The sequence below is a fragment of the Venatoribacter cucullus genome (assembly GCF_016132445.1).
GTDB lineage: Bacteria > Pseudomonadota > Gammaproteobacteria > Pseudomonadales > Oceanobacteraceae > Venatoribacter > Venatoribacter cucullus.
On sequence record NZ_CP046056.1, the window covers coordinates 1,977,501 to 1,999,828 of the forward strand.

The 22,328-nt window shown below is 55.8% G+C and carries 25 protein-coding genes (1 of these 25 only partly in view); 13 read left to right on the plus strand and 12 right to left on the minus strand.

Features of this window, described 5'->3' with window-relative positions:
* Positions 1-251: the 3' end of a 7-carboxy-7-deazaguanine synthase gene (queE, locus tag GJQ55_RS09405; RefSeq protein ID WP_228344708.1), read on the plus strand. 442 nt of this gene lie to the left of the window's left edge; the window shows 251 of its 693 coding nt (coding positions 443-693); its start codon lies beyond the left edge, outside the window; the stop codon is at positions 249-251.
* Between the two features lie 6 nt (positions 252-257).
* Here queE and GJQ55_RS09410 read toward each other — a convergent pair whose 3' ends face one another.
* Positions 258-1,223, minus strand: a complete 966-nt coding sequence (locus tag GJQ55_RS09410; protein ID WP_228344709.1) for an alcohol dehydrogenase catalytic domain-containing protein — start codon at positions 1,221-1,223, stop codon at positions 258-260.
* Positions 1,220-2,089, minus strand: a complete 870-nt coding sequence (hdfR, locus tag GJQ55_RS09415; protein ID WP_228346777.1) for an HTH-type transcriptional regulator HdfR — start codon at positions 2,087-2,089, stop codon at positions 1,220-1,222. The genes GJQ55_RS09410 and hdfR overlap by 4 nt, the downstream gene beginning before the upstream one ends.
* Before the next feature lie 106 nt (positions 2,090-2,195).
* Between hdfR and GJQ55_RS09420 the strand changes: the two genes are divergently transcribed.
* The 4 genes from GJQ55_RS09420 (at position 2,196) to argF (ending at position 5,203) form a co-directional block, all read left to right on the plus strand.
* Complete coding sequence (locus tag GJQ55_RS09420) at positions 2,196-2,543, plus strand: MaoP family protein (protein ID WP_228344710.1); 348 nt, start codon at positions 2,196-2,198, stop codon at positions 2,541-2,543.
* Positions 2,536-2,976, plus strand: a complete 441-nt coding sequence (locus GJQ55_RS09425) for an ATP-dependent zinc protease family protein (protein WP_228344711.1) — start codon at positions 2,536-2,538, stop codon at positions 2,974-2,976. Before GJQ55_RS09420 ends, GJQ55_RS09425 begins: the two co-directional genes overlap by 8 nt.
* A 127-nt stretch (positions 2,977-3,103) precedes the next feature.
* Positions 3,104-4,270, plus strand: a complete 1,167-nt coding sequence (locus tag GJQ55_RS09430) for an aspartate aminotransferase family protein (RefSeq protein ID WP_228344712.1) — start codon at positions 3,104-3,106, stop codon at positions 4,268-4,270.
* Positions 4,271-4,297: 27 nt separating this feature from the next.
* Entirely contained in the window at positions 4,298-5,203 is a 906-nt protein-coding gene (gene argF / locus GJQ55_RS09435; RefSeq protein WP_228344713.1) for an ornithine carbamoyltransferase, read from the plus strand.
* Here the strand turns inward: argF and GJQ55_RS09440 are convergent.
* Positions 5,191-6,342 (minus strand): GGDEF domain-containing protein, encoded by a 1,152-nt coding sequence (locus GJQ55_RS09440; protein ID WP_228344714.1) that lies wholly within the window; start codon positions 6,340-6,342, stop codon positions 5,191-5,193. The genes argF and GJQ55_RS09440 overlap by 13 nt on opposite strands.
* Positions 6,343-6,432: 90 nt before the next feature.
* Positions 6,433-7,920: a glycerol kinase GlpK gene (gene glpK, locus GJQ55_RS09445; RefSeq protein ID WP_228344715.1), complete on the minus strand. Its 1,488-nt coding sequence runs from the start codon at positions 7,918-7,920 to the stop codon at positions 6,433-6,435.
* A gap of 185 nt (positions 7,921-8,105) precedes the next feature.
* Here glpK and GJQ55_RS09450 point away from each other — a divergent pair, with 185 nt between their 5' ends.
* Positions 8,106-9,029 carry a LysR family transcriptional regulator gene (locus GJQ55_RS09450; protein ID WP_228344716.1) on the plus strand — a complete coding sequence of 308 codons (924 nt, stop codon included), beginning with the start codon at positions 8,106-8,108 and terminating at the stop codon, positions 9,027-9,029.
* Between the two features lie 177 nt (positions 9,030-9,206).
* Here the strand turns inward: GJQ55_RS09450 and GJQ55_RS09455 are convergent, their stop codons facing one another.
* Both GJQ55_RS09455 and GJQ55_RS09460 read right to left on the minus strand, forming a co-directional pair.
* Positions 9,207-10,757 (minus strand): ATP-binding protein, encoded by a 1,551-nt coding sequence (locus tag GJQ55_RS09455; RefSeq protein WP_228344717.1) that lies wholly within the window; start codon positions 10,755-10,757, stop codon positions 9,207-9,209.
* Between the two features lie 29 nt (positions 10,758-10,786).
* Complete coding sequence (locus tag GJQ55_RS09460; RefSeq protein ID WP_228344718.1) at positions 10,787-11,527, minus strand: response regulator; 741 nt, start codon at positions 11,525-11,527, stop codon at positions 10,787-10,789.
* A gap of 397 nt (positions 11,528-11,924) precedes the next feature.
* On the opposite strand from GJQ55_RS09460, the gene nrdA reads away from it, so the two are divergent.
* The 6 genes from nrdA to GJQ55_RS09490 all read left to right on the plus strand — a co-directional run bounded on the left by nrdA (position 11,925) and on the right by GJQ55_RS09490 (position 17,706).
* On the plus strand, positions 11,925-14,201 hold the full coding sequence (gene nrdA / locus GJQ55_RS09465) for a class 1a ribonucleoside-diphosphate reductase subunit alpha (RefSeq protein WP_228344719.1): 2,277 nt from the start codon (positions 11,925-11,927) through the stop codon (positions 14,199-14,201).
* A 48-nt stretch (positions 14,202-14,249) separates the two neighbouring features.
* Positions 14,250-15,380 (plus strand): class Ia ribonucleoside-diphosphate reductase subunit beta, encoded by a 1,131-nt coding sequence (gene nrdB / locus GJQ55_RS09470; protein ID WP_228344720.1) that lies wholly within the window; start codon positions 14,250-14,252, stop codon positions 15,378-15,380.
* Positions 15,380-15,832 (plus strand): class I ribonucleotide reductase maintenance protein YfaE, encoded by a 453-nt coding sequence (gene yfaE, locus GJQ55_RS13465; RefSeq protein ID WP_420907141.1) that lies wholly within the window; start codon positions 15,380-15,382, stop codon positions 15,830-15,832. The genes nrdB and yfaE overlap by 1 nt, the downstream gene beginning before the upstream one ends.
* A 95-nt stretch (positions 15,833-15,927) precedes the next feature.
* Complete coding sequence (locus GJQ55_RS09480; protein ID WP_228344721.1) at positions 15,928-16,206, plus strand: hypothetical protein; 279 nt, start codon at positions 15,928-15,930, stop codon at positions 16,204-16,206.
* 71 nt (positions 16,207-16,277) lie between these two features.
* The gene (bcp, locus tag GJQ55_RS09485) at positions 16,278-16,751 is read left to right on the plus strand and encodes a thioredoxin-dependent thiol peroxidase (RefSeq protein WP_228344722.1); all 474 of its coding nucleotides are present in this window, start codon (positions 16,278-16,280) and stop codon (positions 16,749-16,751) included.
* Positions 16,752-16,791: 40 nt separating this feature from the next.
* The gene (locus GJQ55_RS09490) at positions 16,792-17,706 is read left to right on the plus strand and encodes a hypothetical protein (protein ID WP_228344723.1); all 915 of its coding nucleotides are present in this window, start codon (positions 16,792-16,794) and stop codon (positions 17,704-17,706) included.
* A gap of 7 nt (positions 17,707-17,713) precedes the next feature.
* On the opposite strand, the gene GJQ55_RS09495 is transcribed toward GJQ55_RS09490, so the two are convergent.
* Positions 17,714-18,739: an AraC family transcriptional regulator gene (locus tag GJQ55_RS09495; protein ID WP_228344724.1), complete on the minus strand. Its 1,026-nt coding sequence runs from the start codon at positions 18,737-18,739 to the stop codon at positions 17,714-17,716.
* A gap of 178 nt (positions 18,740-18,917) precedes the next feature.
* Between GJQ55_RS09495 and GJQ55_RS09500 the strand changes: the two genes are divergently transcribed.
* On the plus strand, positions 18,918-19,292 hold the full coding sequence (locus GJQ55_RS09500; RefSeq protein WP_228344725.1) for an MAPEG family protein: 375 nt from the start codon (positions 18,918-18,920) through the stop codon (positions 19,290-19,292).
* A gap of 18 nt (positions 19,293-19,310) precedes the next feature.
* Here the strand turns inward: GJQ55_RS09500 and GJQ55_RS09505 are convergent, their stop codons facing one another.
* The 5 genes from GJQ55_RS09505 to GJQ55_RS09525 form a co-directional block, all read right to left on the minus strand.
* A complete protein-coding gene (locus GJQ55_RS09505; RefSeq protein WP_228344726.1) occupies positions 19,311-19,553 on the minus strand; it encodes a hypothetical protein in 243 nt (80 codons plus the stop codon).
* A 134-nt stretch (positions 19,554-19,687) separates the two neighbouring features.
* Positions 19,688-20,074 carry a DUF2802 domain-containing protein gene (locus GJQ55_RS09510; RefSeq protein ID WP_228344727.1) on the minus strand — a complete coding sequence of 129 codons (387 nt, stop codon included), beginning with the start codon at positions 20,072-20,074 and terminating at the stop codon, positions 19,688-19,690.
* A 9-nt stretch (positions 20,075-20,083) separates the two neighbouring features.
* Positions 20,084-20,569 carry a chemotaxis protein CheW gene (locus tag GJQ55_RS09515; protein ID WP_228344728.1) on the minus strand — a complete coding sequence of 162 codons (486 nt, stop codon included), beginning with the start codon at positions 20,567-20,569 and terminating at the stop codon, positions 20,084-20,086.
* Between the two features lie 125 nt (positions 20,570-20,694).
* A complete protein-coding gene (locus tag GJQ55_RS09520) occupies positions 20,695-21,468 on the minus strand; it encodes a chemotaxis protein CheW (RefSeq protein WP_228344729.1) in 774 nt (257 codons plus the stop codon).
* Positions 21,455-22,243 (minus strand): ParA family protein, encoded by a 789-nt coding sequence (locus tag GJQ55_RS09525; protein ID WP_228344730.1) that lies wholly within the window; start codon positions 22,241-22,243, stop codon positions 21,455-21,457. The genes GJQ55_RS09520 and GJQ55_RS09525 overlap by 14 nt, the downstream gene beginning before the upstream one ends.
* Positions 22,244-22,328 lie beyond the last annotated feature (85 nt).

Consider the following 22,328-nt stretch of genomic DNA (forward strand, 5'->3'; position numbering starts at 1 on the left):
AGTGCGATGAACTGAAGCTGGTGTATCCGCAAACAGAGGCACCACCGGAACGTTTCAGCACATTCAGAGCCCGGCACTACTATCTGCAGCCTTTGGCCGACTACCGTCCACAACTGCTGACCAGTGACCGTATTCAGGCGGCTAACGATGGCTTAAGCCGGAACAATACGGCAGCTGCCGTGGCTTATTGCCTGGCCCACCCACAATGGAAGCTGAGTTTACAAACCCACAAACTACTGGGTATTGATTAACCTGGCTCAGAAGTCGGCCAGCAGTACGGTTTTTTGCTGCAGACGGCCGGCTTCGTAATCACGATGCACATTAACCACCTGCGACATTGGCAGCACGTTAACCGGCAACGGGCGTATTTCGCCGTTATCGATGGCGGCAGCAATATCGGCCAGGTCCTGACCAAGACTGTCACGACCCTCTTCATTTAACAGCGGCAACAGAATAAAGATGGCGTGCAGCGTCAGACTTTTGGCATGTGCCAGTCCCAGTTCATGCTGCCCCCGGGCATTTATAGTCGCTACCTGCCCACCCGGCGCAGTCAGTTGCAATGCCTGTTGCAGGGCCGGACCACCAAAGGTATCAACCACCTTCGGAAAACTACGGGCCAGTGCGCTGACCTCATGATGCAGACAAGCCTGCGCACCGACGTGCCGGATTAACTGCAACCGCTGCTCCGATCCGGCACTGCCCACCACCCGGCAACCAATCTGACGGGCCAGCTGAATGACCATTTGCCCCACCGCCCCCGAACCGCCCAGCACACAAAGTTCATCCTGGGACTGAAGGTTCAGCCGCCGGCGCAATGCCAGCGCGGTTAATGACGGCACCGGCAAACCGGCCGCCTGAGCCAGCGGGATACTCCTTGGTGCTTTAGCCAATAACCGCGCATCGGCCAGCATATACTGCGCCAGGGCGCCAGCGTGTCCACGCACACCACCGGCACAGCCATATACCGCATCACCGGGACGGAACGCGGTTACCGCATCACCAACCGCTTCGACAACACCACTGACATCAACGCCGAGCACACCATGTTCTGGTGCAATAGCGGCCAGACCAGCGCGGATTTTGGTATCAATCGGATTAAAACCCGCGGCCTCAACCCGCAACAGTACTTGCTGCCCTACAGGTGCTGACAGCTGACAGGAGGATAATTCCAGAACCTCAGGAGCACCCGGCCCCCGCATCCGCCAGGCGGGTACACTTTTCACAATAAATCCCCTGCCGGACCGGGAGTACCGGCCGTAATCTGATCAATCACCTTATTAATAAGCTCTTCGCGCCCACTGGTCGCGTGGTAGCTGGCGTATACCGCACGTTTAATGACCGGCGCATCGGCCACAACGTGCAAAGCTCCCTGCTCGACAGCTCCCTGCACCAGGGTAGGTGGCAGATACGCCGCACCGCCATTGCTGAGAATACAATCCAGTGCAATCCGGCCGGTATTGGTGTGCAACACCGGTGCACGGCCACTGCGGAACTCTTGTGCATGCTGCATCTGGAAGGACGTGCCCCAGTCGACCATCACATAATTATGCTCAAACGCCTGCTGCCAGCCGCTGCAGGGCTGCGTGGACACCAGATAGAGTGGCACCTGCATCACTTCAATGGTGGTGAGTTCATCCACTTTCGGTGCGTCAAATACAAAGGCCAGATCGAGGGTGCGTTCAATAATCTGCCGCACCAGATTACCGCCGCTGTGCGACAACGCGGTTAAGCCGATACCAGGTGAAGAACTCATAAATAAGCTGAGATGCTGCTGCAGCAATGCATCCCATAAATTCGGCGTGGCGCCAATCGACATCTGTTGCTGCCGCCCTTCCGCCATCGCTACTTCCTGGCGGATACGCTGCTCCAGCAACACACTGCTCTCCGCCAGCGGCATCAGCTTTTCACCCGCCGCCGTTAGCTGAATATTATTACGCTGACGTGAGAACAGCTCGACACCGAGCAGGCTTTCCAGCTGGCGCACACGGAAGCTGACCGCTGATTGGGTCAGATAGAGGTTTTCCGCAGCCCGGCCGAAGTGGCGGGTACGGGAGACTTCCATAAAAGTTTTGAGCAGTTCAGTGTCCATTTCGACCAATAAATATTTTCGTTACGACAAGTTTTTTTTGTTTTACCGGTGAATCCTGGCTGACCATACTCCGCCCAAAATTACCTCTGGGGATAGTAGGTGCAGAATGGACAATAGCCAAGCGCAGAGTTTTGCCTGCCAAAAAAAGTTTTTTGACGACCGTAATTATCCGCATGGTTTCCAGCGTTCCGGTGACTTTACCCGCACTCAGGCGCAACTGCTGGAAAGCAAAGGCGTGGCGATGAAAGCCCTGCATGAAGGCAGCCGTCAGCCACAAACTGCGGAAGAAGAACATTTCGTAGCCGTGTGTCAGGGCAAAGAAAGCGCCACCACCGATATCGAAAAAACCTGGGCGCTGTACCTCAGCTCCTTACGGCGCAAACAGATCTACTTCACGGCCTCTTCTGCGGCCGTGGAAGGATCCGGCTCCGACAGCATCGACAGTGATGACTAAGCCAGTACTGGGCTACATAGAACACATCACCCTGCCGGACTTTGGCATAGACTGCTATGCCAAAGTCGATACCGGCGCCTGCACCAGCAGCCTGCATGCAGACCATATCGAACCCTTTAAACGTAACGGTGAACGCTGGGTACGTTTTCATGTGCAATTCGATAACGACCACCACACGCTCAATCAGGTTTGCGAAGCACCGGTGGTGGCGCGACGTATTATTGCCAGTTCCAATGGTCAGCGCAGCAGCCGCTATATTATCCGCACCACACTTAACGCTGCCGGCGACAGCTGGCCCATAGAAGTAAGCCTGAGTAACCGGGGCAGCATGAAATATCCGATGCTGATTGGCCGTAAAGCCATCGCCGGCCGTTTTCTGGTCGATGTCAGCCAGCCAGCCGACAGCCTCAGCGACGACAGTAACAACGACTGACGCTCCCGCTCCCGCCGTCCCGAACCCGCACCAAAGCAGGGGTTTTACAAAGCTTTTTGCCTCTCGTATGATGCTTTCCCTTCCGGGGCAGCCAAGGCTGCCTTTTTGTGTTTACGAGGAATTTTTCATGCAGGCCATCATGAACACCTACGGGCGTTTGCCGGTAACTTTCGTCAGCGGACAAGGCAGCTGGTTGATCGACACCGAGGGCCGACGTTATCTGGACGCCCTCAGCGGTATTGCCGTTTGTGGTCTGGGCCACGCCCATCCGGCGGTGACTGATGCGCTGTGCAAGCAAGCCGGACAGCTTATTCATACCTCCAACCTGTACAGTGTGGAACGGCAGCAGGCGCTGGCCGAGGCATTGGTACGCGTGTCCGGTATGGATAACGTTTTCTTTTCCAATTCCGGCGCCGAAGCCAACGAAGCGGCCATTAAAATTGCCCGCAAATATGGCCATGACCGCGGCATTCATGAGCCGGTGATCATCGTCATGACCAAGGCTTTCCACGGCCGCACCATGGGCACCTTAACGGCGACCGGCAATACCAAGGTACAGGAAGGTTTTGGCCCGCTGCTGAACGGTTTTATCCGGGTACCTTATCTGAATATTGAGGCCATCCGCGCAGTCACCGCCGCTAACCCGAATGTGGTGGCCGTGATGCTGGAACCCGTGCAGGGTGAAGGTGGCCTGGCCACCGCACCGGCCGATTACCTGCAAGCCGTGCGCGACCTGTGTACCGACAAAGAATTACTGCTGATACTGGATGAAGTGCAGACCGGCAACGGCCGCACCGGTAAGTATTTCTGCTACCAGCATTTCGGTTTTATGCCCGATGTTGTAACCACCGCCAAAGGCCTGGGCAATGGCGTACCTATTGGTGCCTGCCTGGCCCGTGGTGCTGCCGCGGAAGTGCTGAAACCGGGTAATCATGGCTCGACTTACGGCGGCAATCCGCTGGCCAGTGCTGCGGCGCTGGCCGTGGTGGAAACCATTGAGCAGGAAGACTTATGCGGCAACGCCCAGCGTATGGGGGATTACCTGCGCCAGGGCTTCCGTGAACGTCTTAACGGTAACCCGCGGCTGCAGGAAATCCGCGGCCATGGCCTGATGATTGGCCTGGTCCTGAACCAGGACTGTCCGGCCCTGATGGCTGCTGCACTGGAGCAGGGGTTATTACTGAATGTTACCTCCGGCAATGTGATCCGCTTGTTGCCGCCGCTGAATCTGAACCAGTCCGAGGCTGACCAGATTCTCGATAAAGTCACTGCCCTCATTCTGGCGCTCAACTGAGCGCCAGACGCAGTAAGGACCTGAACTGTGAGACACTTTTTAACCTTAATGGATTTTTCTGCCGATGAGCTCAACTGGGTGATCGAACGCGCCATTGAGCTGAAGCAGATGCACAAACGTGGCGATATTTACGAACCGCTGCGCAACCGGGTATTGGGTATGGTGTTTGAAAAAGCCTCAACCCGCACCCGCGTATCCTTTGAAGCCGGCATGGCGCAACTCGGCGGCCATGCCATCTTCTTATCGCCTCGCGATACCCAGCTGGGCCGGGGCGAACCCATCGAAGACAGTGCGCGGGTGTTATCGCGCATGGTTGATGTGGTGATGATCCGTACCTTCAAGCATGACATGATTGAGCGCTTTGCAGCCCATTCTGCCGTGCCGGTTATTAACGCCTTAACCGACGATTACCATCCCTGCCAGCTGCTGGCCGATATGCAGACGTTCCGTGAGCACCGCGGTTCCATCAAAGGCAAAACCGTGGTCTGGATCGGTGATGGCAATAATATGTGCCATTCCTATATCAACGCCGCCATGCAATTTGATTTCCAGCTGCGTATTGCCAGCCCGGAAGGCTTTGAACCCGATCCGGCTCTGGTTGCGGAAGCCGGCGACCGGGTAACACTGCTGCGTGATCCGCAGAAAGCCGTGAAAGGTGCGCATCTGATTGCGACCGATGTCTGGGCCTCCATGGGCCAGGAAAGCGAACGGGAAGAACGTATCCGTCATTTCCGCCCGTATCAGGTATCACCGGCGCTGCTCGATATGGCCGACAAAGAAGTGGTGTTTATGCACTGTCTGCCGGCCCACCGGGGTGAAGAAGTCAGCCACGATCTGCTCGATGATCCGCGCTGCATCGCCTGGGATGAAGCCGAAAACCGGCTGCACGCCCAAAAAGCCCTGCTTGAGTTCCTGCTTTGTCAGGAAGACTGACCCGCCGCGCCTGCAGCCTCTGCGCTGCAGGCCAGCGCCTCCGACTGTTCATCCAGTGTTAATTGCACCGGTGCCAGGCCAGCAACAATTCGGTTACGTCCATTCCCCTTGGCTTCATACAGCAACATATCGGCACGGTTAAGCACGCTGTCAGAATCCTCACCGTAACAGTATTCCGTGACGCCAACCGAAACCGTCAGCGGCAAATTCCAGGCTGAAAAACGCTGATTGCGCACCTGCTGACAAATCCGCTGCAGACTGTGCTTCGCTGCCTCCAGCGTCTGGCCATTCAGCAGCAGAACAAATTCTTCGCCACCATAACGCGCCACCACGTCCACCTGCCGTACCGACTGCTGTAACAGTTTGGCCAGTTCTGCCAGCACCTGATCACCGGCACTGTGGCCGTACTGGTCATTGATTGGCTTGAAGTGGTCGATATCAATAAACGCCAGCGCAAACGGCAATCCTTCCCGGTTCGCCAGTGCCTGCTGCTGCTCCAGCATCTGCAATAAATAGCGGCGGTTGTACAGGCTGGTCAGTTCATCCGTTACAGCCAGCTCCTCAATACGCTGCATGGCGCGGCGCAGTTCCTGATTTTTGCGCCGGTAGGCGGCCCGTAATACGGCGACTTCACGGCCCAGCACGGCATAGGTTAACAGGCTCAGGAGCAGGGTCAGCGCCACCAGCAGTTCCTTCGACCGCAGCCAGACCTCGGGCTGCTGCCAGTGCAACAGCAGCATGACCATGCTGTAGGTCAGCACGGTATACAAAGCAAGCAGAACAAAACCTTTCCAGGTCAGCCGGAAAATACCGTACGGCATAATCGTCAGGTAGGTCATCAGCACCAGGGTACGGTTTTCCGGCGCCACCGCCAGCGAGGCGGATATAAAGGTAATGCCCCAGGCCAGAAAGGTCAGGCTCATACTGGGGTCACGGTAATGCCGGCTGCGCCCGTCCACCACCCAGAACAACATCCCCAGCTGTACCAGCCAGTACAACAGGCTCATGCCGTACAGGGCATCCGGCCGGGGATCAGGGCTTTGCCAGTGATAGCTGAGAATAAACAACAGGTTGAACAACAAAGCACAAATACTGGCCAGTCCGTGACGACGGAGTATATCCCGCTGCAGTGATGTCATGGCGTCCTACCTTATCCTGTCATTCATTATGATTATAAAAAACCGCTTCCAGACTGGCCGGTTTTTTTGTTGGCTTTGGCAGCCACCCGCTCAGTCACTGCTGCGTACCCTCTGTACCGCCTGCTGCCAGCCCTGGTACAGAGCCTCCCGCTGCGCTGCCGCCAGTTGCGGCTGATAGGTACGGTCATGTTGCCAGACCCGCTGCAGATCGTCCGTATCCTGAAACACTCCGGCCTGCAAACCCGCCAGCAATGCCGCGCCCAGTGCCGTGGTTTCGGTCACCCGGGGCCGGGCAATGGTGATCCCGAGAATATCGGCCAGAAACTGCATCAGCCAGTCATTCACCACCATACCGCCGTCCACCCGCAATACCTGCGGTTGCACGCCGTCCTGAGCCATTGCCTGTAATAAATCACGGCTCTGATAGCACACGGCCTGCAGACCGGCGGTAACAATTTCTTTAATACCGGTATCGCGGCTAAGGCCCATAATCGCTCCCCGCGCCTGCGGATCCCAGTAGGGTGCGCCCAGGCCGGTAAAGGCCGGCACCATATACACCGGGTTGTTATAACCGGTGGCCTCGGCCAGCGACTGACATTCGCCGGCACTGCTGATCAGCCGTAAACCATCCCGAATCCACTGCAGGGTCGCGCCGGCCATAAAAATGGAGCCTTCCAGTGCATACACCGGTTGCCCCTGCAGACGATAAGCCACCGTTGTCAGTAAACGGTGTTCCGACTGCAGCGCGCGGGTGCCGGTATTCAGCACCATAAAACACCCGGTACCATAAGTGCTTTTCGCCATTCCGGGCTGCAGACAGGCCTGACCAATCAAGGCCGCCTGCTGGTCGCCGGCCATCCCCCGGACCGGCACCGCGGCTCCCAGCAATGACGCCTCCATGGTACCGAACTCGGCGGCACTGTCTTTTACGTCGGGCAGCAGCTCCGCCGGAATATCAAACAGGCGCAGTAAATCGGCATCCCACTGCTGGGTATGAATATTAAACAGCATGGTCCGGGCAGCGTTGGTGGCGTCAGTCGCATGTACTTTGCCGCCGCTCAGCCGCCATAACAGAAAGGTGTCGACCGTTCCGAACGCCAGCTCACCGCGCTCAGCCCGCTCCCGGGCACCGGGAATATGCTCCAGCAACCACATCAGTTTGGTGGCCGAAAAATAGGGGTCCAGCAACAGACCGGTACGCTCCCGTACCAACGCTTCGGCGCCAGACTGCCGTTGCAGACGCTGGCACAGCTCAGCAGTACGGCGGTCCTGCCAGACAATGGCGTTATACAGCGGCTCGCCAGTGTGGCGATCCCACAGCAGCGTCGTTTCACGCTGATTGGTAATTCCGGCCGCAATAATCTCGTCGGCACCAATACCGGTTTGCTGTAAAACACGGCGGGCACTGTTCAGGGTACTGTCCCAGATGGCTTGCGGATCATGCTCCACCCAGCCCGGCTGCGGAAAAATCTGGGCAAACTCCTGCTGCTGAGAAGCCAGCACGGCCCCGTCCGGAGTAAAGAGAATCGCGCGACTACTGGTGGTACCCTGATCCAGACTAAGCAGATAACCTGCCATGATATGTTCCCGGCTTATTATTTTTTTATCAGTTTACTGCCACATCCAGTCACTGCCCAGCAATAACCGCAGTAACCTCCAGCCACTACCCACAAGAGCCAAAGCGGTCACAGACTTCCGGACCCGGGCGTGAGCCGCTATCATGCCAGTGTTTATTTCAATGAATTTTTTTCAAGAAGGCATTCATGCTGGATATCAAACACCTGCGCACTCTGGTGGCACTGCGTGATGGCGGTACGCTGGTGGAAGCCGCACGGCGGATGCATCTGACCCAGTCGGCACTGTCGCATCAACTGAAAGACCTGGAAGAACGTCTGGGCGTGGCCTTATTTTTGCGTAAAAGCAAGCCGCTGCGCTTTACCCGTGCCGGGCTGGAGTTGCTGCAGCTGGCCGACTCGGTATTACCGTTGCTGCGTCAGACCGAACGCAACCTGCAGAAAATGGCCGGTGGTCACAGTGGACGCCTGCATATGGTGATTGAGTGTCACAGCTGTTTTGACTGGCTGATGCCGGCCATCAACAGTTTCCGTGACCATTGGCCGGAGGTGGAAATCGACTTAAGCACCAGCTTCCATTTTGAACCTATTCCGGCCCTGCAGCGCGGCGATATCGACCTGGTCGTTACCTCCGATCCGGGCGCGCAGGCCGACCTGCATTACCAGCCCTTATTCCGTTACCAATCGGTGCTGGCGCTGGCTAACCAGCATCCACTGGTGCAACAGCGTTGTATTCAGCCCACCGATTTGCGTGAAGAAACCCTGATCCATTACCCGGTTGACCGCCAGCGGCTGGATATTTTTGAACGCTTCCTGACCCCCCAGGGGATTGAACCGAAGGCCACCCGGCAAACGGAGCTGACCTTAATGATGGTGCAATTAGTGGCCAGCGGCCGTGGTGTCGCCTGCCTGCCCAGCTGGGCACTGCAGCCTTATCTGGACAGTGGTCTGATCAGCACCCGCCCATTGGGTGAACATGGCGTATGGCCGACACTGTATGCCGCCATTCGCCGGGATCAGCTCGACAGCCCCTTTATGCAGGACTTTTTCCAGCAGGCACTGGACAGCTGCTTCCGGCACCTGCCCGGCATTCAGCCGGCGCTCAGTGAGTAAATAACAGGCATAAAAAAAGGGCTCTGAAACAGAGCCCCCAAAAAGCGAATAAGATCGCTACATTCTCACCACGTCTCCAAGGGATACGCGGGACACATATTGACCGTTACGTCAGATTTCGTCTGTATTACTCCGGTTTATTTATGTAACTTTTTGTTTTCAGGCAAAACCGGAATATCAGGCATCCTGATGGCGACGGGGCCAGATCAGACTGAATTTCGCCCCGCCCAGCTGCTCGCTGCGCGACACCATGGCCCGGCCGCCATGCCAGTAGGCAATACGGCGCACAATGGACAACCCCAGGCCATAGCCACCGGAACTGCGGGTGCGGCTGTCATCGAGGCGGGCAAAGGCGGTGAAAACACGATCCCAGTCTTCTTCCGGAATACCCGGGCCATCGTCTTCCACATCCACGCGGCAGGTATCGGTGCCGATATGGCAGGTTACCCGTACCCGGCCGGCGGCATAGCGTCCGGCATTACCAACCAGATTCTGAATAGCGCGGTGAATATAACGCGGTTCCACTTCCGCATATTGCTCATGGTCCGGCGACACACCGGCATAGCTGACTGACACATGAGAGGGTGGCCGGGCTTCCCGCACGACCTGATCGGCAATCGCCGCCACGTTGGCACGCTGGAAATCCAGAATCGGCCCCCCCTCTTCCAGCCTTGCATAGGTCAGAATTTCGTCAATCAGCTCGTCCAGCTCCTGAATATCCGCATCCATGCCATTCAGCTGTTTGGTGACATAAGCATCATCGACACTGTCTTCAATAATCTGTAGACCGAAGCGGATACGGGCGACCGGGGTACGCAGTTCATGCGACACCGCCCGCACCATTTCGCGCTGAATCGAGATAAGCCGCTGAATATGCTCAGCCATTTTATTAAACGCCTGCCCCAGACGACTGACCGGATCACTGCCATCAATGGCCACCCGGGCGTTCAGATGGCCCTGGGCCAGCCGGCTGGTAGCCTGCTCCAGCTTGCGCAGACGGATCTCAAAAGAGTTAACCACCCAGTAAACCCCCAGCCCCAGCAACATAATGCCGATAACGGTGATTACCGCGATGGCCTGCCAGGAATAAGGGTCAAAAGCCCGGATCGGCCCCAGCCGTAATACCCGCGGATCGCCCGGCAGCATCACCAGCGCTTCCGCCTCCTGCCCTTCAATGGCAATCCGCACCAGCACATCGCCATATTGTAAGCGGGCAAAATCAGCATCCGATAACACCAGTTGTTCAAGGGTGGTCAAAGACAGAGGAAATCCGAAGCGGGGCTGCAAACGCTGCAGAAACAACTCCACCGGTTCGCCCGAACGCTGCCAGTCTTCCACCAGCAGGTAGGCGGTTGCCTGAGCCTGCAGTTCGGTTACGGTACTGACCTGAACATCGAGCAGGCCGCTGTCGGCCATCGGATACAGCAGACGGGCAGTCCGGCCATTATTAGTGGATTCGATCAGCGGCCGGCCCCGCTCCAGCCGTTCCAGCTGGTACGGGTCCAGCCGGGTGGCGGCAGCGGGCACAATCTGAATAGCGGCATCAAAGCGCGCCGCCATTTCTGTGATTGCCTGGGGGTCTTGCTGTAGGCGCTGGGCCAGCAGATACAAGCTGCCGGCCACCATGTCCTCATTGAACTGAGCGCTGCGGACCAGGTTAACCAGCTGCAGTGCAGCCATGCAGATCAGGCTGACCATCAGCAGCGCTGCCAGCAGTCCGGAATACACGCGAATAAAAATAGCGGCGTCTCCTGACGTCAGATTTCTTTAACGAACAGGTAGCCTTTACTGCGCACGGTTTTAATCCGTTTCGGATTCATCGGATCATCACCCACCTTCGGCCGGATACGCGATACCCGCACATCAATGGAACGATCTTGTCCATCGTATTCAATGCCGCGTAACTGATGGAAGATTTCTTCCCTCGTCAGCACCCGGCCGGCGCTGCTGCTTAATAACCACAGCAGATCAAATTCGGCACTGGTCAGATCAATGCTCTGACCATCCAGCCAGGCTTCACGCATGGCGTTATCCACCACCAGATTGCCGAAGGTAAGACGGTTTTCAGAACTGGGCTCGGCAGCGTTCTCTTCCGGTGTTTCTTTCACCCGGCGCAATAGCGCCCGGATACGCGCCAGCAACACCCGCGGCCGCACCGGCTTGGCCACGTAATCATCAGCGCCCATTTCCAGCCCCAGCACCTGGTCCAGGTCTTCGGTACGGGCAGTCAGCATCAGAATGGGGCCTTTGTAATAAGGACGCACAATCCGGCATACCGCCAGCCCGTCTTCACCCGGCAGCATCAGATCCAGTACCACCAGATCCGGCTGTTCGGTTTTGATACGCTCAATAGCCCGGCCGCCATCGCCTTCAACAGCAACCGTAAGACCGTTGCTCTCAAGGTAGTCTTTGGTCAGCGTTGCCAGACGCTCGTCATCTTCAACAATCAGAATGCGCCAGTTTTCATCCTGGCCGTGGCCAATTTCGTGTTTAAGCATGCTGTCCTGAATTCCTTACGCGTAAAGTACCCGCCTGCGCGGATTTGTGTGTAACTGTAGACGCTGTAACGCAAAGTTGCATAGTAACCAATCGGCGGCTTTTTTTCGTCATTTTCACGCCAGGACGGCCACGCCCGAAGCCGGCGGGTAAACAGCCACAGACTGTCCACCAACTACACACAAGTTATCCACATGCGATTTCGATAACCCACTATATCTTGGGGTTGAATTCACCCCCGCACCGCATTATCTTGTGGATCGCTTTGAAAAAGCGCCGTTTTCTCAGTTATTTACAGCGGCGTTTACAGGCTTCGGGAGCCACCGTCAAGCGTCATAATTCCCCCCCGCATCAGGGACGATGGAGCAGATTCTCTTGAATACAGCAGGCACAATTAACATGAGCAGCACACTGAAAGTCACCAAGCGCAATGGCCGCCTGGAACCCCTCGATCTGGATAAAATTCACAAGGTTGTTACCTGGGCTGCCGAAGGGCTTAACAATGTGTCTGTATCTGAGGTGGAGCTGAAAGCTCACCTGCAGTTTTTTGATGGTATCCAGACCGCCGAAATCCATGAAACATTAATCAAAGCCGCCGCCGACCTGATTTCGGAAGAAACCCCCGATTATCAATACCTGGCCGCTCGCCTGAATATTTTCCATCTGCGTAAAAAAGCCTACGGCCAGTTTGAGCCGCCAGCCCTGCTGGACCACGTGAAACGCATGGTCGACATGGAACGCTATGACCGTCACCTGCTGGACGACTACAGCGCTGACGAAATCGCCGCGATGGATACCTTTATTGACCACAACCGCGATCTCAACTTCAGCTACGCGGCCGTCAAACAACTGGAAGGCAAGTATCTGGTACAGAACCGGGTTACCGGTGAAATGTACGAAAGCGCCCAGTTCCTCTATGTTCTGATCGCCGCCTGTCTGTTCGCCAATTACGACAAAGAACGCCGGCTCGATTACATCCGTCGTTTCTATGATGCCGTCTCCACCTTCAAGCTGTCACTGCCGACGCCGATTATGGCCGGTGTCCGTACCCCGACCCGGCAGTTCAGCTCCTGTGTATTAATTGAAGCCGGCGACAGTCTGGATTCCATTAACGCCACCGCCAGCGCCATTGTGAAATACGTATCCCAGCGCGCCGGCATTGGTATCAACGGTGGCCGTATCCGCGCCCTGGGCAGCCCGATCCGGGGTGGTGAAGCCTTCCACACCGGCTGTATTCCGTTCTACAAGCATTTCCAGACGGCGGTTAAATCCTGCTCGCAGGGCGGTGTGCGTGGTGGCGCCGCCACCCTGTTCTACCCTATCTGGCACTACGAAGTGGAAAGCCTGCTGGTGCTGAAAAACAACCGCGGCGTCGAAGAAAACCGCGTCCGCCACCTCGATTACGGCGTGCAGATCAACAAGCTGATGTACGAGCGCCTGATCAAAAACGGCAACATCACCCTGTTCTCGCCCAGCGATGTGCCGGGTCTGTACGATGCGTTCTTTGAAGATCAGGAAAAATTCGAACAGCTGTATCTGCAGTACGAACAGCAGGATGGTATCCGTAAGAAAACCCTGAAAGCAGTCGATCTGTTTTCCAGCATGATGCAGGAACGTGCCAGCACCGGCCGCATCTACATTCAGAACGTCGACCACTGCAACACGCACAGCCCGTTTGATCCGAAAGTAGCACCGGTACGGCAGTCCAACCTGTGTCTGGAAATTGCCCTGCCGACCAAACCGCTGCAGGAAGTGAACGATGAAAATGGCGAGATTGCCCTGTGTACACTGGCCGCCTTCAACCTCGGCAGCCTGAACAGCCTGGACGATCTGGAAGAACTGTCCGACCTGATCGTACGCGCCCTCGACAGTCTGCTGACCTACCAGGATTACCCGGTCCCGGCCGCGAAAAAGGCCAGCCTGCGTCGTCGTACGCTGGGCGTCGGCGTTATCAACTACGCCTACTATCTGGCTAAAAACGGGGTGAAATACTCCGATGGCAGCGCTAATGGTCTGACTCACCGCACCTTTGAAGCCATGCAGTACTGGCTGCTCAAAGCATCAAACAAACTGGCGCAGGAGCAAGGTGCGTGTGACGCTTTTGCCGACACCACTTACGCACAGGGCATTCTGCCGATCGACACCTACAAAAAAGAAGTGGACAAGTTCTGTGCCGAACCGCTGCACTACGACTGGGAAGCCCTGCGTAAAGACATCGTTCAGTACGGCTTACGCAACTCAACGCTGTCAGCACTGATGCCGTCGGAAACCTCGTCACAGATCAGCAATGCCACCAACGGTATCGAACCGCCACGTGGTTACATCAGCGTAAAAGCCAGCAAAGATGGCATTCTGAAACAGGTGGTACCGGAATTTGAACGCCTGAAAAATCAGTATGAACTGCTGTGGCAGATTCCCAGCAATAATGGCTACCTGCAACTGGTCGGCATTATGCAGAAATTTGTCGATCAGGCGATTTCAGCCAACACCAACTACGACCCGACCCGTTTTGACGGCGGCAAGGTACCCATGCAGCAACTGCTGAAAGATCTGCTGACGGCCTATAAAAATGGTCTGAAAACGCTGTATTACCACAACACCCGTGACGGCGCTGAAGATCCGCAGAAAGAAATGAAAGAAGACGATGATTGCGCCGGTGGCGCCTGCAAAATCTAAGAGTAACCAACGCAGCCCCGCACGGGGCTGCCCTGAGATAACACCCGTATGGCTTACACCACCTTTAACCGTAATGTTTTTGACACCTTTGCCCAGCCAATGTTTTTTGGCGAGCAGGTCAACGTCGCCCGTTACGATTTACAGAAGCACAAAATTTTTGAAAATCTGATCGAAAAGCAGCTGTCTTTCTTCTGGCGTCCGGAAGAAGTTGACCTGACCAACGACCGCAAAGATTTTCTCGATTTACCCGAGCATGAAAAACATATTTTCATCAGCAACCTGAAATATCAGACCCTGCTGGATTCCGTGCAGGGGCGCTCGCCGAACGTGGCTTTTCTGCCGATAGTGTCATTGCCGGAACTGGAAACCTGGATTGAAACCTGGTCGTTCAGTGAAACCATTCACAGCCGCTCCTACACCCATATTGTGCGCAATATTGTGCCCAATCCGGCGGTTATTTTTGACGATATTACCAAAAACGAACACATTACCCGCCGGGCGGTTTCGGTTACCCGTCACTACGACAGTTTTATTGAACTGAGTAATTACTACCTGCAACTGGGCGAAGGTACCCACACCATCAACGGCAACACCGTTGACGTGTCGCTGCGTGAACTGAAACGCCGCCTGTACCTCACCATGGTGTCCGTAAATGTTCTTGAAGCCATTCGTTTTTACGTCAGTTTTGCCTGTTCGTTCGCCTTTGCCGAGCGCGCCAAAATGGAAGGCAACGCCAAAATTATTAAACTGATTGCCCGCGATGAAGCTCTGCACCTGACCGGCACTCAGCACATCCTGCAGATTATGGCGAAAGGCAAAGACGATCCGGAACTTGCCGGTATCGCTGAAGAATGCCGCGCCGACGTCATTGCCATTTTCAGCGAAGCTGCCCAGCAGGAAAAAGAATGGGCCGACTACCTGTTCAAAGACGGCTCCATGATTGGCCTGAACAAAGATATTCTGTCGCAGTATGTGGAATACATTACCAACCAGCGTATCGGTGCGCTGGGCTTTGAACCGTTATTCCCGGTTAAAAGTAACCCGCTGCCCTGGATCAACGCCTGGCTGAACAGCGATAACGTGCAGGTAGCCCCCCAGGAAGCCGAAATCAGCTCCTATCTGGTTGGCGCCATCGACAGCGAAGTGAATACCGACGATCTGGGTGATTTTGATCTCTGATGTCTGCATCACCACTGCCCGGCTCCGCCAACGAGGACTTTAACCTCAGCGGCGAGCCGGAAACCCCCGCGCTGGAACTCGAACCCCTGCAGGCCGACCGTTCTGCCACAGCCCCGCTGCAGACAGAACTGTTTTTGCCGGCAGACAATCCTGAACAACCGGAAACCACCCCGCAAATTGAATTTGACGGCATGGCGCCGCCGCGCCTGGCAGTTCAGCTCGGCGATGGCCAGCAGCTGTATTTTCAGCATGCCAGAACACTGCTGGAATCGCTGGAAGCGCAACAGGTGGATGTGCATTATCAATGCCGGGAAGGCTATTGCGGCAGTTGCCGGGTACAGCTGCTGGAAGGCCAGGTGCATTATCTGGAAGAGCCCATGGCCTGGATTAATGCGGATGAAATTCTGCCCTGCTGCTGTATTCCACGCAGCGATATCAAAATAAAACTCTGACCGGCTTTCCTGCTCCAGGTCAGTACCCGGGGCCCTTTCATCCTGCTATTCTGGCTCCACAATAACACTTACCTTTTACCCAAGGAGCCCAGCCAATGGCCTTTATCTGTATCACTCCGAACGTTGCTATGGTCCGCATCAATGCCCGTGAGCACCTGGAAGACATGCCCGGTAATTTCTATATCAACCTCGACACACTGGTTGAGGCACGCATGAAAGAAGTCCGTAAAGAACACGAAGGGGATTTCTGCGCCGATGTGCTGCTGGTACTGGAAAACCGTACCCATGAGTTCCTGTTCCGCAACAGCCCGGCCGGCAACAAAGCCAAAGAAACCCTCACTCAATATCTGACTGAACGCAGCATTAACTGCTGAGCAACAGTGCCACCGGGTTGATTTCTCAGCCCGGTGAGTTAGCCTTCGTACTCTTTGTACCGAGGTGTCCTATGAGCCTGAAATTACCCACCCTGAATCAACCTGCCCCGGCCTTTTCTGCCCCGGATCAGCACGGCAATATTGTTACACTCGACAGCCTGCGTGGCCGCAATGTGGTGCTGTATTTTTACCCCAAAGCCATGACCCCGGGCTGTACCGTCCAGGCCTGCGGTATCCGTGATCACCACGCCGAATTTGCAGCACTCAATACGCTGGTTCTGGGTATCAGCCCCGATGCGCCCCAGCGCCTGCAGAAATTCATTGAACGCGACCAGCTGAACTTCGGTTTATTAAGTGACGAAGACCACGCCATTGCTGACGCATACGGCGTATGGGCGCTGAAAAAATTTATGGGTAAAGAATACGAAGGTATCCATCGTATTACGTTCATTATTGATGCCCAGGGTGTACTGCGGCATATCATCGAAAAAGTAAAAACCAAAACCCATCACGACGATACCCTGGCGCTGGTGAAAACCCTCTGAACCGGCTTCAGTTTTTAGGCGGAATGCCGATAGCAGGGTTATGAAAATACTATTCGTCATCATCATGCTGCTGCCGGCTTCAGTATGGGCCAACAGCCATCTGAATTGTGCCGGCGGACTGCGCCAGCAGGGCTGGTTACAATCCGGCTGGCTGCAGGACGATGGTGATCAGTTCAGCTTTATCGAATGCGGTTTAATCACGGCCCCGCCGATGCAACAGGGCTGGTTTCTGACGCTGCCGGATATCCACTGGCAACAGGGCCTTGCGACCAGTTTTTCTCGCAGCCGGGGCGCGCTGGAAGCGCAAGATATACAACTGTACTGGCCTGTGCTGCGCCAGCAGGAAGTATTGTTCGGTCTGATTGCAGGCTCCAGCAATGCTCAACAACTGCATACCACGGCACAACCGCTGCGCTTAACCGGCACGGATCCGTATCTGGCCGCCGGCCAGGATATTCTGCTGCGGCGGGAAGAATATTTTGCCGGTCTGGCCATCGACACCCGCTTCAGCAACACCGCCATTACCCGCACCAGCCTAAGCTACCATTACCGCCGCCATCCGTTGCTGGTGCAAAATCCGGCCGAGCCATTATTTCCCGTCAGTGCCGATTTGCTCAGCACCGCCCGCACGGGCTTATGGGAATTACGCACCGAACGGGAAGCCCTGCGTTATGGCTGGCAATGGCACTGGTCGCTGGCACTGCTGTACGGAGCAATCGGTGATCTGCAACAACAGCCGCTGCGCGAACTGCAGGAAACCCGCTTTACCGGGCTGCAACTGCAGCTGGGCCTGTTATGGCGGCAACGTCTGAACCAGAATCTGAATGCAGTGCTGAACCTGAGCGGTGGCGGTGAATTCTGGTATCTGCCGGAAGACAACAGCAATAATCCGGCACTGGAATCCCCGCACCGCACTGATTATCAGATCAGCGCCGGCCTGAACTGGCGCTTATAAAGCACTCCTAGTGCGCGCGCCGGTATTCCAGCGGTGACATACCGGTCCAGCGCCGGAATGCGCGGCTGAAGACACTGCTCTCCGCAAAGCCAAGACGTGCACTGATAACGGTAAGCGACAGATCCGTCTGCCGCAGCAACTGTTGCGCCCGCCGGCACCGCTCCTCATCCAGCAATTGCTGAAATTTAGTACCGCATTCCTGCAATTTGCGCTGCAAAGTCCGCCCGCTCATGTGCAAACGGGCGGCCACCTGATCGCGGTCGACCAATAACTCATCCTGATGCTGTAAAAAATGCCGTACCAAACCGGCACTGTCCGGCTGATTCAGCAATGCCAGCTGCGCTTCCAGCATTTGCTCATGCAAAGATGACAACTGTTCATCCCCCAGCGCCAGCGGTTCAGCCAACACCTCCGGGGCGAATACCAGCGCATTGCGGGGTGCCGAAAACTGCAGGGGTGCGGCAAAAATACGGGCATATTCGCTGCTATCGGCCGGCGCCGGATGGCGCATTTCCACCCGTAATAACGGCAATGGCCGGCAAGCCAGCCAGTTGGCAAACGAGCGCAGCAACACCAGCACAGCATCCACCTGATGGTGACTGAAATCATCCCCCAGCGGCTCATAACAAATAGCGGCCTGGTTATTTTCTCCGGTCAGAAAATAATGGCCACCATCACTCAGCAGACGGGTATAACGCACCGAGCGGGTAAAGGCAGCCCCCAGCGTATCGCTGTGCATCAGGGTCAGGGCAAATAACTGAAAGTGGCTGGGCTTCACCATTTCGCCGATACGCAGGCCGGTATCCGGTTGTGGCCGGCTGCGCTCAATATTGCGCCAGACCTGCAGATTCTGCGCCAGTGAAATACGGGCATAAGGAGTACTGAGTAAACCAGCCGGAATATCGGCGGCCTGCAGCAACGCCTGCGGGTCCATACCCAAGGCTTCGGCAGCCTGTAACAAGCCACGCACCCACAGTGCCGACACGGTGGGAAGCGCGGGCGCCGGAGCAACATCATGCAAAGGAGTGGTCAAAAAAATCCTGCCCGATCATCATAAAATGCGTCGTACAGATTACCCTATGGCGGCGGCGAACATAAGCGGCAGAAAAGCATGAATAGCGGTTATACGGCACATTCAGACCTCGCACAAAACGCCGCGGCCGCTGACAATAACGGCACCATAAACCTTGCCCTTTGTATAAGGAACCAACATGACCATCGCTTACTGGAGTGTTCTGGCAGCCGCTTTGCTGCCCTATATTTTTACCTTACTGGCTAAAGCCGGTGGCCCGCGTTACAACAATTATTCACCACGGGAATTTCTGGAAAAACAACAGGGCTACCGTAAACGGGCACACTGGGCCCAGCTGAACGGCTTTGAGGCATTCCCGCCCTTTGCCGCCGCCGTCATCATTGCCCATCAGGCCGGCGCCGTACAAAGCAGCATCGATACCCTGGCACTGGCTTTTATTGCCTGTCGTATTCTGTACGGAGTGATGTATCTGGCCAATAAACCAACCCTGCGTTCGCTGGTATGGATGGCCGGTATTGGCTGTGTGGTTGCACTTTTTGTCAGCGCCGCCTGATCTGCGCCTGGCCCGCACTCAGGCGTGTAACGCCTGGGTGCGCAGCCGGTAGCAAGCGGAGGAATTGCAGTAGATAACGATCTGCCGGCCTTTATCCGGCGTGCGGATCAGATACAGATCGGTAAATTCCGGTGAACGCTCCATAAAGGTGGCATTCCGAATCATACCCGCCGCCTGCCAGGCGGCGGCGTCTGCCGTTGTTTCCGGTGTTGCAACAGTATTCTGCAGGAGCAGTATCACCAGCCATGCCAGTGCTGTCATTGTTGTTTTCATCACAACTCTCCCCGACCAACCTGCCTGAAGTATAGGCCGCCGGCAGCACCTGCAATGTATCCTTTAGTTATAAAAAAACCGCCGGAGACGGCGGTTTTATGGGTAGAACAGCAGCGCAGAACTCAGTGCGGTAATGATTGCCGCTTCAGCGACACCATCAGCTCGGCCTCACCTCTTGGCACACCACAGTTATCAACCAGATCGCTGGCGGTTGCCCCTAAACCAATCAGGCGGGAAGCCTGAGCAAAGGTATCGTCATCGGTATCCGGCAGTACTGCCCGGCGTTCCGTTTGCTGCAGACGGCCTTCCAGCTGTTTCAGCCGGCGCCCCATGCCGATAGTGCTCTTGCTTAAGCCACTCTGCGCCTGTTGCATTACCGCCAGCGCTTCATCCAGCCGTTGTGCCTCACGCACCTGCTGCCGCCGTAACGACCACAGCAGAACGCCCACCAACATCAACAAACCGATATTACCGACCAACAACCAATGCATCAGTGACAGAGTTGCCATGAATCGCTCCTATAAACCCTGGATTTCAGACCACTCCTCGTCGGTCATCATTTTCTCCAGGTCCACCAGGATCAGTAATTCGTCATTTTTATGACAAACACCCTGAATGAACTTGGCACTTTCTTCGTTTCCGACGTTAGGAGTGGTTTCAATTTCAGACTGACGCAGATACACCACCTCAGCCACCGCATCCACAAGAATGCCCACTACCTGATTTTCCGCTTCGATAATTACGATACGGGTCTGGTCAGTGGTCTCAGCAGTCGGTAAACCAAAACGCAGACGGGTATCGATCACCGTCACAACATTACCGCGCAGGTTAATAATGCCCAGCACATACGAAGGCGCGCCCGGTACCGGAGCAATCTCGGTATAGCGCAATACTTCCTGCACCTGCATTACATTAATGCCGTACGTTTCGTTTTCCAGGCGGAAGGTTACCCACTGCAATACGGGATCTTCGGCACCTTTGGTATTTCCGGCCATCGCTGACATAAAAACATCCTCGCTAAGAAAGATTGCTGTCTGACAGTGTCAAAAAGCTGTTCAGAATCTCTCTCTAATATAGTTCACAGCACAAACTGTACCAGTTGAAGAAAGAAATAATTACTCCGGCAAAATTAATGCCGGTTCGCGCCCGGACGCCGTTGCGCTTCCAGCAACTGCTGAATACCCGGCACATCCAGTAACGCACACATCTCATCAATAACAGTACCGGCCAACCATGGCCGCTTACTGCTTTCGCCACGCCATTTTACGGAATCATAGCCCAGCGTCACGGTATCACAGATCTCCTGGCAGGCCAGCGCCCAGGGCGAACGATCCAGCTGAATAAAAAACTGATAACCGGTTTCGCGCAGCTGTACGCCCCGCTCCGGCATAATCAGCACCGCGCTGTCGATAATCGTCAATTTTACGTCATCACCCTGCCAGACCCCCAGTGACCAGGCAGCCTGACCAAAGAGTGGCGTCACTTTGTCCGTTACCGGATACACACCACCCAATAACGGCAACGGAATGGCCAGTTTCAGGCCCGCGACTTTAAAGATCAGACATTCAATGCCCTGACTGGAGCGCCAGTCGAGTGCCTCTTTGGTGCTGAGCAATGCCGCGGTTTCGGTTTCAGCAACCGCGACCGCTGGCGGTTCCGTCACAATGGTGGCCGGAACGGCTGGCGCCGGCGTTGCCGGTATCACCCGGGTACGGCTGACGGGCACGGCAACAACAGAGCTGGCTTGCGGAGCTTCAGCAACCACCGGCGCGGGCGTCACAACCGGTACCGCCTGCACGGCCGGGCTGACAGTCGCCGTTACCAGCAACTGATCCAGATAATCCTGCAGCACCCCATCCACATGGTTGTGCAATACGACTGGTTTAACGTCAGCTTTGCTCACGGGCCGCCTCCGCTTGTTCCAGATCCTGCAGCAAATGCCGGTATGCCCGGACGCCACGGCTCTGCTCATCGAGCTGATGCGGGAATACGCCTTCATGGCTGGCATCACGCAGGCGGGTATCCACCGGAATGGCTTCCGACCACAGCGAATCGTGATAAATCTGCCGCATTTCTTTCAGCGTGGTCAGCGACGCCAGCGTACGCCGGTCAAATAAGGTTGGCACCACGGTATAGGGCAGCTGACGATTCTGCGAGCGCATCACCATTTTCAATGTGTGCACCATACGCTCCAGCCCTTTCAGGGCCAGATGTTCTGTTTGGGTAGGGATAATCAGACGCTGACAGGCCGCCAGCGCATTCACCAGCAACACCCCCAGAATGGGTGGGGTATCCAGCAAGGCATAGTCGTATTCGTCCCACAGCTGGGCCAGTGAGCGCGCCAGCACCAGCCCCATACCTTCCTGGCCACTGACCTGACGTTCCAGCGTGGCCAGCGACGTGGTGGCCGGCAACAGGCTGACATTGGGCAAACTGGTGGGTTTGATCACGGTCTGAATAAAGGCCTTGTCTTTGTAGCGCTGCTCAAAAAACAGGTGATACAGGCTGCGCTCCAGATTATCGGGGTTCTGCCGGAAATAGCTGGTCAGGGAGCCATGCGGGTCCAGATCCACCAACAGGACACGCTTGCCCTGGGCGGCCAATAAACCGCCGAGACTGACCACACTGGTGGTTTTACCAACCCCACCTTTCTGATTTGCTATCGACCAAATTCGCACAAAAATTCACCTGTTCGCTGCGTCCGACCTGTCTGCAGGCGGCCATTAAAGACAATTCCCTGCCGCCAACCCTGGTTAATGCAAG

What these genes read in the sequence shown, in the direction of transcription:
- bcp (WP_228344722.1), top strand. Translation starts at nt 16,278, where the DNA reads ATGAGCCTGAAATTACCCACCCTGAATCAACCTGCCCCGGCCTTTTCT.
- GJQ55_RS09510 (WP_228344727.1), bottom strand. Translation starts at nt 20,074, where the DNA reads ATGGCAACTCTGTCACTGATGCATTGGTTGTTGGTCGGTAATATCGGT.
- GJQ55_RS09440 (WP_228344714.1), bottom strand. Translation starts at nt 6,342, where the DNA reads ATGACATCACTGCAGCGGGATATACTCCGTCGTCACGGACTGGCCAGT.
- GJQ55_RS09500 (WP_228344725.1), top strand. Translation starts at nt 18,918, where the DNA reads ATGACCATCGCTTACTGGAGTGTTCTGGCAGCCGCTTTGCTGCCCTAT.
- GJQ55_RS09480 (WP_228344721.1), top strand. Translation starts at nt 15,928, where the DNA reads ATGGCCTTTATCTGTATCACTCCGAACGTTGCTATGGTCCGCATCAAT.
- GJQ55_RS09460 (WP_228344718.1), bottom strand. Translation starts at nt 11,527, where the DNA reads ATGCTTAAACACGAAATTGGCCACGGCCAGGATGAAAACTGGCGCATT.
- GJQ55_RS09450 (WP_228344716.1), top strand. Translation starts at nt 8,106, where the DNA reads ATGCTGGATATCAAACACCTGCGCACTCTGGTGGCACTGCGTGATGGC.
- GJQ55_RS09515 (WP_228344728.1), bottom strand. Translation starts at nt 20,569, where the DNA reads ATGTCAGCGATGGCCGGAAATACCAAAGGTGCCGAAGATCCCGTATTG.
- GJQ55_RS09505 (WP_228344726.1), bottom strand. Translation starts at nt 19,553, where the DNA reads ATGACAGCACTGGCATGGCTGGTGATACTGCTCCTGCAGAATACTGTT.
- GJQ55_RS09425 (WP_228344711.1), top strand. Translation starts at nt 2,536, where the DNA reads ATGACTAAGCCAGTACTGGGCTACATAGAACACATCACCCTGCCGGAC.
- yfaE (WP_420907141.1), top strand. Translation starts at nt 15,380, where the DNA reads ATGTCTGCATCACCACTGCCCGGCTCCGCCAACGAGGACTTTAACCTC.
- hdfR (WP_228346777.1), bottom strand. Translation starts at nt 2,089, where the DNA reads ATGGACACTGAACTGCTCAAAACTTTTATGGAAGTCTCCCGTACCCGC.
- nrdB (WP_228344720.1), top strand. Translation starts at nt 14,250, where the DNA reads ATGGCTTACACCACCTTTAACCGTAATGTTTTTGACACCTTTGCCCAG.
- GJQ55_RS09430 (WP_228344712.1), top strand. Translation starts at nt 3,104, where the DNA reads ATGCAGGCCATCATGAACACCTACGGGCGTTTGCCGGTAACTTTCGTC.
- glpK (WP_228344715.1), bottom strand. Translation starts at nt 7,920, where the DNA reads ATGGCAGGTTATCTGCTTAGTCTGGATCAGGGTACCACCAGTAGTCGC.
- GJQ55_RS09490 (WP_228344723.1), top strand. Translation starts at nt 16,792, where the DNA reads ATGAAAATACTATTCGTCATCATCATGCTGCTGCCGGCTTCAGTATGG.
- nrdA (WP_228344719.1), top strand. Translation starts at nt 11,925, where the DNA reads ATGAGCAGCACACTGAAAGTCACCAAGCGCAATGGCCGCCTGGAACCC.
- GJQ55_RS09420 (WP_228344710.1), top strand. Translation starts at nt 2,196, where the DNA reads ATGGACAATAGCCAAGCGCAGAGTTTTGCCTGCCAAAAAAAGTTTTTT.